The 16,719-nt window shown below is 55.1% G+C and carries 15 protein-coding genes; 7 read left to right on the forward strand and 8 right to left on the reverse strand.

The genetic code is table 11. The features are described from left to right. Positions 1–465: 465 nt before the first annotated feature. From KTH_RS06250 to KTH_RS06260, 3 genes are all read left to right on the forward strand, one after another. Complete coding sequence (locus tag KTH_RS06250; protein ID WP_111322069.1) at positions 466–1,341, forward strand: PP2C family protein-serine/threonine phosphatase; 876 nt, start codon at positions 466–468, stop codon at positions 1,339–1,341. 47 nt (positions 1,342–1,388) lie between these two features. Further along, the gene (locus KTH_RS06255) at positions 1,389–2,408 is read left to right on the forward strand and encodes an aminoglycoside phosphotransferase family protein (protein ID WP_497617257.1); all 1,020 of its coding nucleotides are present in this window, start codon (positions 1,389–1,391) and stop codon (positions 2,406–2,408) included. A 201-nt stretch (positions 2,409–2,609) separates the two neighbouring features. Further along, positions 2,610–3,338, forward strand: a complete 729-nt coding sequence (locus KTH_RS06260; protein ID WP_497617259.1) for a ClbS/DfsB family four-helix bundle protein — start codon at positions 2,610–2,612, stop codon at positions 3,336–3,338. 188 nt (positions 3,339–3,526) lie between these two features. On the opposite strand, the gene KTH_RS06265 is transcribed toward KTH_RS06260, so the two are convergent. The 5 genes from KTH_RS06265 to KTH_RS06285 are packed head-to-tail and all read right to left on the reverse strand — an operon-like array spanning position 3,527 to position 8,323. Beyond that, a complete protein-coding gene (locus tag KTH_RS06265; protein WP_111322061.1) occupies positions 3,527–3,802 on the reverse strand; it encodes a hypothetical protein in 276 nt (91 codons plus the stop codon). Next, positions 3,799–4,329 carry a Rieske (2Fe-2S) protein gene (locus KTH_RS06270; RefSeq protein ID WP_111322059.1) on the reverse strand — a complete coding sequence of 177 codons (531 nt, stop codon included), beginning with the start codon at positions 4,327–4,329 and terminating at the stop codon, positions 3,799–3,801. Before KTH_RS06270 ends, KTH_RS06265 begins: the two co-directional genes overlap by 4 nt. Continuing rightward, complete coding sequence (locus KTH_RS06275; RefSeq protein ID WP_111322057.1) at positions 4,317–4,931, reverse strand: 4Fe-4S dicluster domain-containing protein; 615 nt, start codon at positions 4,929–4,931, stop codon at positions 4,317–4,319. Before KTH_RS06275 ends, KTH_RS06270 begins: the two co-directional genes overlap by 13 nt. A gap of 13 nt (positions 4,932–4,944) precedes the next feature. After that, positions 4,945–7,224 carry a formate dehydrogenase subunit alpha gene (fdhF, locus tag KTH_RS06280; RefSeq protein WP_497617262.1) on the reverse strand — a complete coding sequence of 760 codons (2,280 nt, stop codon included), beginning with the start codon at positions 7,222–7,224 and terminating at the stop codon, positions 4,945–4,947. 19 nt (positions 7,225–7,243) lie between these two features. After that, positions 7,244–8,323, reverse strand: a complete 1,080-nt coding sequence (locus KTH_RS06285; RefSeq protein ID WP_497617264.1) for an MFS transporter — start codon at positions 8,321–8,323, stop codon at positions 7,244–7,246. A gap of 313 nt (positions 8,324–8,636) precedes the next feature. On the opposite strand from KTH_RS06285, the gene KTH_RS06290 reads away from it, so the two are divergent. Together KTH_RS06290 and KTH_RS06295 are read left to right on the forward strand one after the other, a co-directional pair. Beyond that, positions 8,637–9,812 carry a nitrate/nitrite transporter gene (locus KTH_RS06290; RefSeq protein ID WP_497617266.1) on the forward strand — a complete coding sequence of 392 codons (1,176 nt, stop codon included), beginning with the start codon at positions 8,637–8,639 and terminating at the stop codon, positions 9,810–9,812. 101 nt (positions 9,813–9,913) lie between these two features. Then, a complete protein-coding gene (locus KTH_RS06295; RefSeq protein ID WP_497617268.1) occupies positions 9,914–11,290 on the forward strand; it encodes an endonuclease/exonuclease/phosphatase family protein in 1,377 nt (458 codons plus the stop codon). 156 nt (positions 11,291–11,446) lie between these two features. Here the strand turns inward: KTH_RS06295 and KTH_RS06300 are convergent, their stop codons facing one another. The 3 genes from KTH_RS06300 to KTH_RS06310 all read right to left on the reverse strand — a co-directional run bounded on the left by KTH_RS06300 (position 11,447) and on the right by KTH_RS06310 (position 14,944). After that, positions 11,447–11,599, reverse strand: coding sequence for a hypothetical protein (locus KTH_RS06300; protein ID WP_497617270.1), 153 nt, complete (start codon positions 11,597–11,599; stop codon positions 11,447–11,449). Positions 11,600–11,767: 168 nt separating this feature from the next. Beyond that, entirely contained in the window at positions 11,768–13,051 is a 1,284-nt protein-coding gene (locus KTH_RS06305) for a tetratricopeptide repeat protein (protein WP_497617271.1), read from the reverse strand. Between the two features lie 66 nt (positions 13,052–13,117). Continuing rightward, positions 13,118–14,944 (reverse strand): hypothetical protein, encoded by a 1,827-nt coding sequence (locus KTH_RS06310; protein WP_497617273.1) that lies wholly within the window; start codon positions 14,942–14,944, stop codon positions 13,118–13,120. Between the two features lie 167 nt (positions 14,945–15,111). Between KTH_RS06310 and KTH_RS06315 the strand changes: the two genes are divergently transcribed. Next, positions 15,112–15,888, forward strand: coding sequence for an ABC transporter ATP-binding protein (locus KTH_RS06315; protein ID WP_497617275.1), 777 nt, complete (start codon positions 15,112–15,114; stop codon positions 15,886–15,888). Next, entirely contained in the window at positions 15,885–16,688 is an 804-nt protein-coding gene (locus KTH_RS06320) for an ABC transporter permease (RefSeq protein ID WP_111322043.1), read from the forward strand. The genes KTH_RS06315 and KTH_RS06320 overlap by 4 nt, the downstream gene beginning before the upstream one ends. Positions 16,689–16,719 lie beyond the last annotated feature (31 nt).

Here is a 16,719-nt window from a genome sequence, read left to right on the forward strand (position 1 = left end):
CCTTTTAGACCATGATGCTTCTTTATTATTCCTTTTCACCGGCAGGAAAAATACGCATTCTCCATAAAAGTCTTTTCATTATATACTGGTATGGCAGAGTATGCATCCCTGGTCTTGTTAGGAATACGGATGAGTTCTACATCTCGCTTCAGGGAAGCCTGGAATTCCCTCGTTTCGGCTTCAGTATTACTCGAAAGCAAGAAAGCAGATCGCCGCGACAGGAATCAACGAAGATTCCCGCCTGCCAGCTTGCTTTTCAAGGCACAACCAGAAAACGATTGACATTTCTTGTAGCTCGCTTTAAAATGGGAACACATTCATAAAGAGAATAGAACATGCTACTCACGTCTGAACAGTACGAACAGTAGCCCTGTTATCGCACGCCGCAATCAACCCCGGAAAGACAGAGAAGGCTGGCTCTTTCTCAAGAGAACAAGTATAAAGGGAACAGAAAGGCAGAGGGGCATGAACCAACCTGAGCAAGCGACTTTTCTATTTACAGCACACAGCGTCGCAAGCGATACGCACCGGGAACGCAACGAAGATCAACTGATCGCCGATCAGCAGCGGGGTTTTGCCGCCGTCTTTGATGGCGTCGGTGGAAGCATGGGCGGAGAGATCGCGTCACAGATCGCCGCTCGCGTCATCCAGGAGGGTTGGGAACGCCTTTTTACGCACTGGCAAACAGACGCCACCTCGCCAGCACCGGACGATGTCACCACCCGGCTCCGCGAGCTCCTTGAACAGGCGCACGAACAAATCCGTCAGGATGGTCTGCAACGTGCCGGTGTTCAACGCCTTGAGAGTCAGGCGACTACAGCCACGATTGCAGCTCTATGCCCTCATGCTGATGGCTATACGTTGGCCTATGCCTCAGTCGGTGATAGCAGGCTCTATCTCCTTTCGCCGGATCAGCCACTCACCTGCCTGACTCAGGATGACAGCTATCTGACCCTCCTGCTTCAGAAGGGCTACGTCACCGCAGAAGATGCCGAGCGCATTGAACAGGCCACAAGCCGTGATCAGCTCTCCGACGCCGAATATCTCTATTTTCAGCGCCGCAACGGCATCACACAGGCCTTAGGCGACGCGCAGCACCTGGGTGTGCACACTGGAACCCGCGAACTCACGCCGGGCATGCGCCTCCTGCTCTGCACTGATGGCATTCACGACAACCTGACCAATCAGGAAATAGAGCGTATTTTGCGAGATACCGAGATCGCGCAGGCAGCGCAGGCACTCGTGGACGCCGCTATTCAGCGCTCACGCGCGGAGAATCGTGTCATCCTCCGCGCCAAGCCCGACGACATGACTGCGATCGTCATCGATTATCACGCCTGAAGACGTCCCTGAGTCATCACGCATGGCTCGTTTGAAAGAGGCCCCCGGTGAAACAACCGCTGCCTGAAGGTAATGAGCTGATTCGCTCCATCTTGCGGGAGTACTGGCAACTTGAGCCAATCGACCTGCATTTCATCCCGATAGGTGATTCTGCTTATTCATATCGGGTAGAAGCGGACTCCACAACCTATCTGAAAATCGTTGATCGGCGCACCGCAACCGGACGTCGAACCGCCGAGCGGATGCAGTTCTCGCTTCCGTTGCAGCGCACCATCGCCAGTATGCACCTCGAAGCGCTTGACGCGCCGCTTCCTCTGCCAACCACAAGCGGCACCCTCCAGGCAGATACAGGGCCGCTGCTCTTCGCGCTCTACACCTTCATCCCGGGCGAAACGCTCGCGAATGCTTATCCCATGTCGCGCGAACTGGTCGGGCAGATCGGGCGCGCCCTCGCACAACTCCATACCGTCAGGCCTCCCGAGGGGCTCCATGTCCCGCCCGACGACCTCACAGCCCCATTCGATCAGGAGCTACGCGAAAACCTGGCCGCGCTGGACGCCATCACGACAGCGAGCCCGCCCTTTCTGCAACAGCTCCGAGCACTGGTCGAGCCACGCCGCACACAGATAGACGCCTTCCTCGAACAGAGCGACGCGTATGCCGAGAAGGCGCGCCAGAAGCCCACACACAGAGTGCTCTGTCATGGTGATCCCTGGGGCGGCAATATTATTCGTACGTCCTCGCAGCGACTCACCTTTCTGGATTGGGAAGCAGCCATTATCGCGCCACCAGAGCGGGACGCATACCTCTACAGCGGTTTCATCAAGCCCGACTTCAGCGCGTTCGCGGCAGCCTATGAGGCACCTTTTCAGTGGAATATGGCCCTGCTCGCCTACTATACGTATCGCCTCCAGTTGCGCAATCTGGCGGCGTGGCTTCACAGCCTGCTTCATGAGCCACTCAACGAGGTCCAGCGTCTGAACAATCTGGATATGATCGAGAATCATTGTTTTGACCGCCTGGAGAGCGTCGAACAGACGGCTCGCGCGCTCATCGCACAGCAGTAGCCCGGAATGGCTACCGACATCTCTGCTCAGAACAGGCTTTTATCCAGCCTGAAAGCGCCCATTACGCCTCTCGAACCCGCGTGAGATATACTGATACACAATGAAGTAATTCGCATTCTCTTGCTTCTCTATGATATACTGCTTGTACCTCCAAAATACAATAAACACAGCAACAGGACAGCAGAAAGGACATTCCAAATAATGCCACCGTTTTTCCCGAAAGCCACCCTTCTTACCCTCCTGCATCTGGCTCGCGAAGAGGAATTAAGCTGGATCAGCACATTGAGCGATCCCGAAAAGGAGGCCCTCGGAACGGTGGAACGCTGGTCCGCGAAGGAAGTACTGGCCCACATTTCGGCCTGGAAAGAGCGTACAAGCGAGCACATCCAGCAAGCCGAGCACGGAGACCCTCCCACTTCCCTCAACTCAACAGAGCAGACAGACGCGCTGAATGCTCGCATCTTTGCCGCAGCTCAACGGCGCACCTGGGAGACGGTTGCAATGCAGGCAGAAAATGCCTTCCGCGAGCTGCTGATGCTGGTTGAATATCTGCCTGAAGAGCAGCTCAGCGATCCTGTGCACTTTCCCTCGTTACAGGGCGAACCCCTCTGGCCGCAGATCCTGTCGACCGGCGTCAAACATTCATACAGGCACATAGCTGCATTTTTGCTTCAGCAGGGCAAATGTGACGACGCCCTCCACCTCTACGATCGTATGATTGGCATTATGCGCCGCCGCGACCTGCCCGCCAACGAGCTTGGGCGTGCAATCTACCAGCAGGCCGAGATCGCCATGAAAGCAGGCGCAGATCGAGAAGCCGTCACCCTCTTGCATGAAGCGCGTCGCCTTCAACCCGAGGTCGCCACCTGGGTGCAGCAGAATCACACCTTTGAGCCATTCCGCACTGATTCGGCCCTGCAAGCGCTATGAGCGGCGAGCCGACAACCGAACAGCCGAAATGAGCGATAGCTAAAGAGCGAGCCCTACCAGGAACAGCCTGCACCAGAGCACTGACGCGTACCTGTTTCTTGCTATACGCCTACTTGCAAAATACGACGCTGATGAGAATACAAAAAGCAGGTGCGCCGCTGCATGTCACAGCAGCACACCTGTGCATTTCACCGATTCCAGGGGCCTGTAATGGTCTTCCGAAGCGCCATCTGTAACAGCACGCCGCCCAGAAAAATGACCCCGGACAACGCCGCCAGTTCCCAGATGCCTGCGGTCTGACCCGAGAGGTAGAGATCCAGCGCGATCGTCAGCAGCCAGAGTTGCAGGCCCATCAGCAGAATCCCGAGCAGCAGAGCAGCCAGCAGGATCGCCCCCATTCCGTGCGGAGGTCTGGCCGAACTGCCCCCGATTGTTTCACTTAAAGGCAGCACAGATTTCTTCATCGTGGTTGCTCCTCTATAGCGTAGATCATGCCACCATCTTCCTGCACCACCACACGTGGCAGCGGTCGCTGAGGAGGTCCGGCAAGCGGTACCCCGCTCCGCGCCTCAAAGCAGCCATCATGGCAAGGACAGATCAACTGTTCCTTTTTCGGCGAATAGTAGACAGCGCAGGAGAGATGTGTGCAACGTCCGCTATAGGCGACGAATTTTCCATCCTTGAGACGGAGCAGCATCGCCGGATCCTCTTCCGTCGGATAGGAGAAGTAATGGACATCTCCCGGCTTCAGCTTCGCAGCCTCAATAATAGGGCGTCGCGCTCCCCGGGCCTTCCGTGGCCAGAGGGTTCCCAGTCCGGCAAGCCCGGCAGTGACAGCAAAAAAGGCTCCAGATGCCTGCACAGCCAATCTCAACAGGTCACGGCGCATCACAAACGCATCGGCATCCCAGTGAAAGGGGAACAATGCCTGCCAGCGGGTAATCTTCCGCCGAGGGCGCTTCTCAGCTTCCTTGTCCTCTATAAAACCCACGGTTCCTCTCCTGTCTGTTTCTCCTTACTTGTCACCTGATCCAGCAGATCAGCAATATTGAGCGGCTCGCTCTCGTCGGGCAGCACCCAGTACACGCGCGTCTTGACCTCTTGCGGGCCAAAATTGGTGATGTTTACCGGCTTGCCCTGTCGCTGATGCATAAACTCCTCATATGTCCCGTACCAGAGCGCCTGAGTCGGGCAGACCTGCGCGCACCACGGGGTGAGATCCTGTGAGGTGCGATCATAGCACAGGTTGCACTTCTTCATCAGTCGCGCCTTCGCATCGAATTTCGGCACACCAAACGGACAGGCATACACGCAGTTCTGGCAGCCAATGCAGCGCGACGGCTCTGCCATCTGCACCACACCCTCATCAGTCACCAGGATCGCCAGCGCCGGGCAAACCTGTGCGCACGGGGCTAGCGGATCTTCACAATGCATACAGATCGTGGGCTGTGTCGCCACGCTGAGTTCTCGGTCAATAAAGTCGACCATGACCATACTTTCGCCCTTATGCGATTCGCATTCCCGGCAGGCGGCCTCACAAGAACGGCATCCGATGCAACGTGAGGGATCGACAAACATGGTCTTTATCGCCATTTTGTACCTCTTCTCATTCCTTGATCTTCTTGTTACCAGTCTCGCCAACGGCATAAGGGAACATCGCAGGCATATTTTCCGGGTTATAGTTCACCGTATACCCTGTACCGCCCTCCTTCTCAGGCGCGTCGATGCGCTCAATGCGAGCCGCGCAGGCCTTATATTCAGGGATCTTAACCGTCGGATCAACGGCAGGGTTGGTAAGCTGATTGATTGCTTCCGCATGCCCGTAGTGGTAGGGTACAAACAGCGTATCGGGGCGGATCGTCGGCACGACCAGCGCCTGCAACTCCATCGATCCGCGGGGCGAGGTGATGCGCACCCGATCATGATTCTGAATCCCGAGTTTCGCGGCGGCCTGCGGGTGAATCTCAACCCACGGTTCCGGAGCCTGCGCATTCAAGAAGCCAAGTCTGCGTGTCTGGTTGCCCGACAGGTAGTGATAGACCACGCGCCCGGTTGTCAGGCGGAAGGGGAAGTCTTCGCCGGGCTCCTCTGCGGGCGGCTGATACTCTACCGCGATGAACCGCGCTTTGCCGTCCGGGTGGCCGAAGCGCTCGGTAAAGAGGCGCGGCGTGCCCGGGTGCCCTTCATCGGGGCAGGGCCAGAACATTCCTTGCTCCTCATCTATCTTCTCCCAACTCATACCTGAATAGTCGGCAGCACCACCTTTCGTCGCCTTTCGCAGATCGTTCCAGATGTCGCGTGCAGAACGATAGGAAAAGATGCGCTCTTTCCCCATGCGCTTTGCAAGCTCAACCAGAATCTCCCAGTCAGCCTTTGACTCGCCCAGAGGCTCAACCGCCTTGTTGATCTTCACAACGCGGCCTTCCAGATTGGTCGTCGTGCCCTCATCCTCGCACCAGACCGCCGCCGGCAGCACTACATCAGCCAGTTCAGCCGTTTCAGACATGAAGAAATCGACCACAATCAATGGATCCAGTTGTTGCAAAGCGCGCCTGACTGTCTGGTTATCGGGAAGCGAGACCATCAGATTCGAGCAGGCGATCATGCAGCTTTTAATGTCGCCCTTCGCCATCAGATGAATCATCTCGGTGGCTGCCGCACCTTCCCACGGCATCTCCTCAACCGGAATGCCCCACACCTGAGCAATAAAGCGACGATCCTCATCAACATCGATATGACGATAGCCCGGAAGCTGGTTGGCCTTCTGTCCCATCTCGCGACCGCCCTGCCCGTTGCCCTGGCCTGTCACCATCATTGTGCCGCCGCCCAACTTGCCAACCTGCCCGCGAGCAAGCGCCAGATTGGTACAGGCAAGGCAGGTATTGACCCCATGCGAGCTATGCTCAATGCCGCGTGCATGCATAATCAGCGAGGTCGCCGCCCGGCCATACATGCGGGCTGCCGTAATAATGCGCTCAGCCGGGACGCCCGAAATACGCTGCGCCTCCTCTGGCGTGTACTTCGCGACCGTCTCGCGTACCTGCTCCCATCCAACAGTGCGCTCGCGGATGTACTCCTCGTCAATCATGCCGTCCTGAATGAGCAGATTCAGCATCGTGTTCAGCACAACCATATCAGTGCCCGAGCGCACCGGGAGCCAGAGATCAGCCGTACGAGCAAGTGGCGTTTCCCGAGGATCAAGCACAATCAACGATGCGCCACGATCCCGCGCCCGCCAGACCCACTGCATCATCACCGGAAAACACTCTGACATGTTCACGCCGACCGCAACCAGACAATCCGCATTAGGAATATCGGTCATCGGTATGGGAGAGCGATCGATACCGAACGCCTTCGCATATGCCACAGCAGCCGAAGACATGCACAGACGTCCATTATAATCGACGTGCCGCGTTCCAAGCACCGCACGCGCAAACTTCCCCATTGCATAACATTTCTCGTTTGTCATCGATGAGCCGCTGTAGATCGCGATAGCATCTTTTCCATATTGCCCCTGGAGATCCTGCCATCTGCTCACGATATAATCGAGCGCCTCATCCCAGGTCGCCCGTTCCAGCGGCGACCCCTTGCCGCCACGCCGTATCAGCGGGTAGCGCAGACGGTCCGGGTGATTTGCCTGCTGGTAGGCTACCACGCCCTTCGGACAGAGTGAGCCACGATTGTGCGCGTAGTTGCGCGGCTCGACGCCAATCACCTGCCCCTGACGCACCTTCAGATACATACCGCACTGCACACCGCAAAAGCTGCAATGAGTGGGGATCAAGGTCTCAGGCGTGCGCGAGTGAGCATCCCAGTCTTTCAGCCCATGAGACTGAAAGTCAGTATTTGTATTCCGTTGTTGAAAAACATCTTTATTAACAGACATGCTCCCGCTTCTCCTTCCATCACACAAAGCGCTTTTTCATCATTGCATAATAGGCCTGACCGCGCAACACCCGCTTGCAGTGAGGACAGTACTCATGCAGGTTGTCATGAGCTCCCAGATCATAGTTCTGGTCTAAATCTTGCAACACTGCCCTGAGATCCCGAATAAACTGTTGCGAGGGCAGTTCCTCACCACAGCGCTTACACACGCCCACCGTCTGCTGCTCGCTGTGCTCCCTGTTCTGGTTTACCTTCTGATAGAGGGTGACGCCAATACTCGCGGGACGCTGGATGATATGAAAGAACTTCCCGAACGGGAGCGTCAGGAACCAGGCAACCACTGTTACCTGATGGGTCAACGAAATGAACCAGTAGAAACGACCGCCCCACCACATCGAGGACGCCGTTAGAGCCAGTCCAGTGATCGCGATCGCCGCCAGCAACACCAGCGGCACCATATCAAAGCCAAAGCGCTGTGTTGCAAGCAGACCGGAGTCACGAAGCCGCCGCCAGAGCGCCATCACCACTCCTACCATCAACAGAAAAGCGGTGATATCCAGCGCATGGAAAAAGGCGAAACCAATACCCGCCTCAACCGGGAAGGTGAACAACGGCAGACCGAAAAACCAGATGCGATAGGTATCTACATCCTCAAGCGTGAAATGCAGCCAACCAAACGTCAGCGGAATCGTCACGAACAGCGACAATAGCACGCCCCAGAAGAGCGACATGTGCATAACCCAGCGATACAGGCTACGCTTGAGAATAAACGTTTGTGCGAAGATATCGGTCCATAACGCCCGAGGCACGAGCGTCGTAAAGCGCCGGAAGTTCTGCCACGAAAAAAAGGAAGACCAACCGGCACGAAAGTACCGCCCTGTCGGAGGACGCAGGATCCAGAGGACATACCGGTACAGCAGCACTGCAATCGCGAATAACGACGCCACTGCATATCCGATCAGAGCTGAGTCAAAATCACGCAGACCTCTTGAGCCCACGATAATCAAAGCTACCACGAGGCCAGTCACAAGGGTCGCAACCACAAACGCGCCCTTATGCATCCGCGGTCGTGGAGGGGGAGCAATATGTTCTGGCTCCATCCTTCTCTAATCTCCTTTATTCTTCAGAAAGAGATGCATATACTTCAATTTCAACTTTCAATCAGTTGTGCCGGGAAAGCCAGACAAGATACCCATAACAATAATCGAAAGAGATCACGCCCTGGTCACAGCCTTTCACACCATTATCACAACCAGATCACAGACCCGTATCAGCGAGATTTCCATACATGTGAGCATTTTGAGAGAAAAGGCGGTGTTCCTGTGACGCTCTTGTAATCACCATTTTTTATACTCTGAACCAGCACGACCCGCCGTTTACTTAAAAAATGTACATAAAAAGGAGATTATCATCTTGCCAAAATATAAAGCCTGGATAGCCTTACTCATGGCGACGCTCTCGTTTACTATCACGTTCGCTGTGTGGTCTTTGTTGTCACCTCTGGCCACCCAAATTCAGCAGGAATTTCATTTATCAGAAATGGAAGTAAGCATTATGCTCGCAGTTCCGGTCATCCTGGGGTCTCTGGCTCGTATCCCGATGGGATTGCTCACCGACCGCTTCGGAGGCCGCCGCGTGATGACATTCCTGCTCCTTTTCACCACCGTTCCCCTACTTGGCATGACGACCAGCACTGGCCTGTGGGGCTTCTTGCTCTGGGGCTTCCTCCTCGGCGTGGCGGGCAGTAGTTTCGCTGTTGGCGTGCCGCTGGTGAACTCCTGGTTCCCGCCCGAGCGTCAGGGGCTCGTCATCGGCATCTTTGGTATTGGCAATGTAGGCAGTGCTATCAGCGCCTCGCTTGCGCCCCAGATCAGCAGGCTGGCCGGAAACTGGCGCCCGAACTTCTGGGCCGGCGCAATCATTATTCTGGTGATGGCGCTTGCTTTCTACCTGCTGGTCTCCGACGCCCCCCAGACCGGAGCAAAAAAGCAGTCAGCCAGGCAACAGTTAACGCTGCTCAAGCGCAAAGAGGTATGGCTGCTCAGCCTGTTCTACTTCGTGACGTTCGGCGGCCTGGTTGCCTTTGGCCTGTACCTGCCCAAGCTGCTAATCGACAATTTCGGCCTGGATAAAATCGACGCAGGCAACCGCACTGCGATCTTCGTCATGGCCGCGACCTTTACGCGCCCGCTTGGCGGCTGGCTCTCCGACAAAGTCAGCGCCCGGCTGCTTGTACGAATCGTCTTCACTGGCCTGCCCGTGCTGGCGCTGATCCTTGCTTTTCAGCCAACCATGCCCATTCTGACCATCTGCTTCCTGCTGATCGCGCTGCTGCTCGGTATCGGGAATGGCGCGGTGTTCAAGCTTGTTCCACAACAGTTCCCCAAAGAGGCGGGCACCGTTACCGGGCTGGTCGGTGCTGCGGGCGGCCTGGGAGGCTTCTTCCCACCAATTGTGATGGGCATGATCAAAACGATGACCGGAGCGTACACGCTCGGTTACATTCCGCTGGCGCTTCTAGCAGCGCTCTGTTTGTTCTTCAGCCTGCGCGGCACGAACAACCTGATGCGCGCCGCGAGTGCCTCATAATACGCAAAAAAAGGGAGGAAAGGAGCTCCTCCCTTTCCTCAGAAAGTATGATATACTGCCTGCATAGCAACCCATCCAGACAAGGAAGAAAGAGAACAACGATGGAACAGCAACCCGGGCCCGTACTCCAGCTTCAAATTGATCGTACCGGACAGATTCACGTCCCCTATGGACATCTCACAACCCGCTCATCACTTCCCTTAAAAATCGTCAACCCCCTCAACGGTTGTCAGGACTTTTCCCTTCTCTTTCGGCTTCGAGGCACACCACAGGCCCGCCAACACCCGCTTCTTGCCACCCTCATTGACGAACAGATCCGCTGGCAGCTTGGCATACAGGAGAACGGTTCATGGTTCTGGGAGGCCAGACAGGGTGAGAGCGCCTATAGCTATCATCCCACGCCTGCACGCCAGCCCATCCTTGATGAGGAATGGCATCAGCTCGCCTGCTGTTTTTCCGCTCGTCGCGCTGAAATCTGGCTCTATTACGACGGCCTGAATGTGGCGATCTATCATCTGAACGCGCTTCCCAACCTGACGAGCGCCGAATATCTGCTGATCGGAGACGAGCATCAGGCGCTTGAATATGAGCTTTCATTTTACGCCCGGATGCTCGGCGCAGAAGAGCTTGCAGCGCCCCGCCATCAGCCGCCGATCTGTGGTGACACGCTCCATGTCATGACCTTTAACATCTGGAACGGCGGCCGCGAAACCGGGGAGGAACAGGGAGTTGCTCGCACTATCGAGCTGATTCAGCAAGCGAACGCCGACATTATCACCATACAGGAGACCTATGGCTCCGGTCCCCGCATCGCGGAGGCGCTTGGCTACTACTTCTATTTGCGGAGTCGTAACCTCTCTATCATGAGTCGCTACCCTATTTTGAGTACGGTACCGGTCTTTGACCCCTTTTTCAGTGGATGTGCTCGAATCGCGCTGCGGCCCGACCTCTCATTGCACTGCCTGAATATCTGGTTGCATTACCTCCCCGACTATCTTGGCGATATCAAGGCCGGGCGCTCGTTTACCGTACAACAATTTCTGGCCGGAGAAAATCAGCACCGCTTTCCAGAGATCACCCAGATACTCCGCACCGCTCACGGGCTACCCGAGCCTATCCTGATCAGCGGCGATTTTAACAGCGGCTCACATCTGGATTGGATTGACACAACCGCGCCCCAACATGGAGGCCACGTCCTGCCCTGGCCAGTCAGCAAGGCAATGGAACAAGCCGGGTTCCGCGATTCCTATCGTGAAATCCATCCCGACCCGCTTGCAGAGCCAGGATACACCTGGTCACCCATTGCGCCCGCCGACCCGCATGACCGCATCGACTATATCTACTATCGCAATACAACTCAACGCGGCGCAACCCTGCAACCGCTTGCCTCGCGCGTCATCGAGAGCCATCCGGAACGATATCCCTCCGATCACGGGGCCGTACTGACCACCTTCCGTATAATTGATGGGGACGCATAGCTCTTTTAGAGTACACCGGGTAGAAAAAAGGAGAGGCGCTTGCGGGCGTCTCTCCTGTACTGGATGGCGAATGATCTACTGCGAATCCGCTCATGAAACTCCTCGATGAACCAGCATCCCGAACGTGATCGAGGAGATCTGAAGTGCGATTGTTGTTCATGCGATCCAGGGATCAAGCCCCACCTCCTGGCAACACATCCCGGAGAAAGGAGCCATGCCAGCCTGCTGCTTCCGCTTCCTGAGCCAACCGAACCTGCGGGCGGCATCTGCATACACACCAGTTGTCGGTATATCGAGTGCCCATTTCATGATGCGCTTCTTTCATATAAAATAAGCATGATTCACTTGAAGAAAGTATACAAAAATATGTACGTTATCTACTATCATAGAGGGCTATGACTGCGTATACTCCAATCCAGATAAAGCAGAAAGAGAAATCCATCCACCGCCCGGGGGAATAGCGGAGGATCGGACCATTTATTCATTTTCCTCTAAAAGCTGTGCCTGCTGATAGCACTTGTTGGCGTCAGATTTTCGTCCCATCGCTTCCAGAGCCGCCCCTTTATTCATCCAGATATCTCGATCTCGCGGCGCATACATCAACGCCTGATCGTATGCATGAATCGCCTCAGCGTAGAGTTCGAGCGCGAAGGAGGCATCACCGATTGAAGTCCAGAGGGTCGCGTTTCGCGGATCCAGCTTGAGCGCCTGCTGATAGCGCTTGATCGCTTCCTCAAAACGTCCCTGACGATACAGCTTGTTGCCCTCAATCATCAGTTCACGATGAGTGGGTGAAGCCGCCTGCGGAGCCTTCCGTTCCATTGACGGCGTATCGAGCGAGAGCGAGCGCGACGGAGACCACTGCCAGATCTGCGACATCGACGGTGACATCTGCGAGAACGAAACTCCTGATTGTGACGGTGTGCCGCGACGAAGCTGCCCATCAAGCTCTTGAAGAAAATGCTGCATGGTCGGGTAGCGCTGCTCCGGTTGCCGATGAAAGCCCTTTTGCAGCATCATGCGCAGCATTGGATCATGAAGCTTACAGAAATCAACAAGCACCTGAGCGCACAACAACGCAAAGATGTATTGATCACTGAGAATCGCTTCCTCTGCGGAGCGCGGGCCGCCCTGTCCCCATTCCGGTGGAAGATAGGGGGAAGTCGGCGGGATCAGGCGCGCAAAGCCGAAATCAGCCAGTTTGCCCTGTCCCTTGCCATCGGTCAGAATATTCGTCGGCATCGGTGCGCCATGCCATACCCCCTGCTCATGGGCAAAACTGAGTGCCTGCCCTATTTGGTGGAGCAATGGGAACAGCATTGATACCAACATTTGTTGATTAACAAATTGTTGTTTCTGCTGGCGGGCATAAAAGGCGAGCAGATGAAGCAGGTTTCCCGGAACATAATCATGAATCGACACATAATAGAAGATTGAGGCCGAACGATCAGGGGTCCACTGAGTACTGTTGAGAATCGGGTGAATGGCGGGATGCTGCCACTTCCTGATCTGCCAGGCGATATTTTCCGCCACAGACCAGCTATGAAGCGGCACCCGATGAGACGAGAACAGTTTGAGTACCACCGTACGTCCGGTCTGGTCCTTTGCGGCATACGCCTGACAGCCAGGCCTCATACCAAGCAGGGATTGCACCTGATAGATTCCGAGTGCAAACCCCGCTCGTAAAGCGCCACACTGTCTACATAACACCTCGGTTGGGTCCATCGGGTGAGGTGGATTACCAAGACATGTCGCTTGCATAAATAGAGCGCCTCCCCTCAAAAATTGGGAGGCGCGACCTCCTTTCCTCCTTAGAACAACGAATAGCTAGGCAAGCGTTCGCGGGCTCCCTCCAGGTGACGGCTGTTGCGTTGAGTGCTGCTGCTGATTAGCACGCGCTGGCTTCCAGAGCGAAGCGAGCGACTGCAATGTACGCAGCACGGTATCCAACGCATCGGCTGCACCAGACTGAGGCGGAACCGTCCCCTTCAGAATGAGCAGTTGATCCTGCACACGCTGAAGTGTCGCCTGAATCCGCTGCTGCTGAGCGTCCAGAAGCTGTTTCTGCTGAAGCAGAGTACGCTGTTTCGCCAGAATAGCCTGTTTGAGCTGCTGCAAGTCACGCACCGGGAGCGACTGAAGCTGCGCCGTCCCCTGCTCGTTTCCTAACAACATGATTGCCTGCGAGAGCTGATGCACCTCACGCTGCACCTGATCGTATGCCTCGGCACGCTGCGAGTATTTCTGCAAGCGGTCAAGCATCAGGTTCAAGCTGGCAACCAGCGGCAGCAGCGGACCTTCCATTGCCGGAGCCCGCGTCGAGAAGTTTCCTCGTGCGACATTTGCATGCACATCCTGAAGTACCTGAATACCCTGTTCAAGCTGCTGCATCGAGCTGAGAATCTGTGATGCCTCATCAGCCTCCATCTCGGCGGCCTTCGCGGCGCGGCGCGTCACCACCAGCTCACCACGAATCTGGCTTGTCAACTTCTGGTTCTCCAGCAGGATCAGCGTCTGCCTGATAACGACCAGAACCGTGATAATAATTACGCTCACGGCTGAGAAGAGCAGATCACCCTGCCCACGCGGCGCGACTATTAGCAGCAGCGCGGCACTGGCGGCAGTTGCCAGCACAAACGGGAACATTGCCTGAAAGATCGTGCTGGTTTGCGACAGGCTTTTACTTCCCGCGCGCTCCTTTTCCTGGCCTGCACGCTTTGGCTGCTCGATTGCGGCAAGACCGACCAGCAGCATACTCAATGGCCACAACAGATCAAGCACGGTGCCGGTCTTAAAACCGCCAAGCAGGTTGTAATACCCGAGCAAGCTATCAGCGAAGCCCAAACAGCCCAGACCGAGCATCAGGCGCAAGAGCACAGGTTCCTGCTGCTTCGTAGAGAACGGGCTGAAATAGAGCAACACACCGACAGCCAGCAGCAGAATATCGCCAACAGGAAAATAGACAGCCAGGAATGCAGCGAGGGGATCGGTGATTCCGGGCAGGCTGCCAAGCGTCGGAGCCAGCAACAGCGGCCACGACAGCGCAAAAGCCGTACCAATAATCACACCCGCATCCAGCAGCAGGCGCATTCGCTCGACATTGCCCGAGTTCTTGCGAGCAAAAAGCGCGGTTCCTGCAATAAAGAAAGGATACGCCAGCACATAACAGATATTGTACGGACCGGGATACGGCACCTCAGACGTAGGCATTCTGAGATCAAAAGAAGTCCAGATAATACCGCCCAACCCGTAACATGCGATACCAGCCGCCAACAACCACCACGCAACCGCAGTACGCATTTCCCGCTTATAATTCAGAATCATCTGTCGCTGCTCTTGCTTCGATGAGACCTGCATTGCCTGGCGGCGGATCATCTGTGCAACCCGCGTCAGGCGCACCGCGATGACCACACTGAACGCGCAGCCGATCCACTGCCCACCGGTCTGAAAAATATCTGAGACCGACTTGAGAGCGGTACTTTCGCCCGGTTTCTGTCCGGACAGCGTTAGCACGATCAGCAGCAGGGCAAAAACGACGCTAAAGCCGATCACAATCCAGAGACCGACGCGTTCAAGTGGCCTGCTTCTCGCATACGTCTCATCTATTAGAGTTCCCGGAGAAGGAGTATCTCTAATAGCTTCATTCTGTAACATTAAATTTCTCCTATAATAAAAAGGTAGTTACAAAGAAAATAGATATTTCTGTGGCTCTTTCTTCTTTCTATCAATGCGGCTCATATAATTATAGCAATGTTATTGATGCAATACAAGGTAAATGCTATAATGGTACAAATCAAGCCACTGAATGGATAGATATATCTATGGAACAAAGAAGCATTGCGGTCTCTATAAAAAAAGTAAGCAAACGCTATTTACATCAGGGCCGTGAGGTTCCAGTACTACAAGAGATTGATTTGACTGTTCCTCAAGCATCATTCGTTTCTCTTGTGGGACCCAGCGGTTGCGGTAAAAGCTCCCTGCTTCATCTCATCGCCGGACTCGATGAGCCAGACGAGGGCGAGATCATCCTTCATGGCGATAGCAAGAGTTCGCGCGCGGGCAAGTGTGGCTACATGCTACAACAGCCCTTGCTCCTCCCCTGGAGGACTGTTGAAGAGAATGTGATTCTTGGCCTCGACGTGCGCAAGACGCCGCGTAAAGAGGCGCTGGAAAAGGCACGCGACCTGCTGAAACGATTTGGCCTTGCTGACTTCGCGGAAAACTACCCCGCGACCCTCTCGGGAGGCATGAAGCAGCGTGTCGCCTTACTTCGTACTGTTCTGTTTCAGAACGAGCTGCTCCTGCTCGATGAGCCATTCGGCGCCCTCGACGCTCTGACACGCCAGACCATGCATCTCTGGCTACAGGATCTCTGGGAGTCGATTTCGGCCAGCGTGCTCCTGGTGACGCACGATATTCGAGAAGCAATCTTTTTATCTGACACTATTTATGTAATGAGTCACCGGCCAGCACGCATACTTCAACGATATGATGTCGATTTACCTCGACCTCGCAAAATTGAAGATCTTTCACAGGAACATGTAATTCAACTGGAGCAAAAAATCTTTGCACAATTAATGGAGGAGGAAAAGGTATGAAGCGCTCATGGATATCGCTCTATGGACCGGCGATGATTCTGGCCCTTGTCCTCCTGCTTGGCTGGCAGATGTACACCAGGATTGGCAACGTGAACCCGTTGGTTCTTCCGGCGCCGACTGAGATCATCACCACACTTGGGAAATCGTGGGACACGCTGTTCGACCACACGGTGTACACGCTGATGGAAACCGTGCTCGGCCTTGCCCTGGCGACTATCTGTGCCCTGGTGCTGGCCTTGATCATGGATCTGGTGGGAGTGGTGCGCCGCGCACTCTATCCCCTGCTGATCCTCTCGCAGACAATCCCTATCGTGGCGCTGGCTCCATTGCTGCGCATCTGGTTTGGCTTCGATATGGGCCCCAAAATTCTGGTCGTGATCCTGTTCTGCTTCTTCCCGATCACAGTTGCCTGTATCGACGGTCTTGAAGGTACTCCAGGTGATCTCATCAAATTATTGAGAAGTATGAAAGCATCGCGCTGGCAACAACTCTGGTTTGTGCGCCTGCCGGGAGCGCTACCCTCATTCTTTTCAGGACTCCGAATTGCTGCTACCTATGCGCCAATTGCGGCTATTTTTGGTGAGATCGTTGGAGCAGAAAAGGGACTGGGTATTTTTATGCAATTTTCATTGAATGCACGTGCTACTGCTCAAGTATTTGCTTCAATCGTCATCCTTTCTCTGCTCAGCCTGTTCCTTTTTGGCTTCGTTATTCTGCTCGAACGCCTGGCACTGCCCTGGTACCACTCAACGACCGCCAGCAACAGGGATGGAGACAACGTCTCGCGTAAATCGAAATAGATGAAAGGATGATCTATGCGTAACCGCTCAC

Source organism: Thermosporothrix sp. COM3 (genome assembly GCF_059696735.1).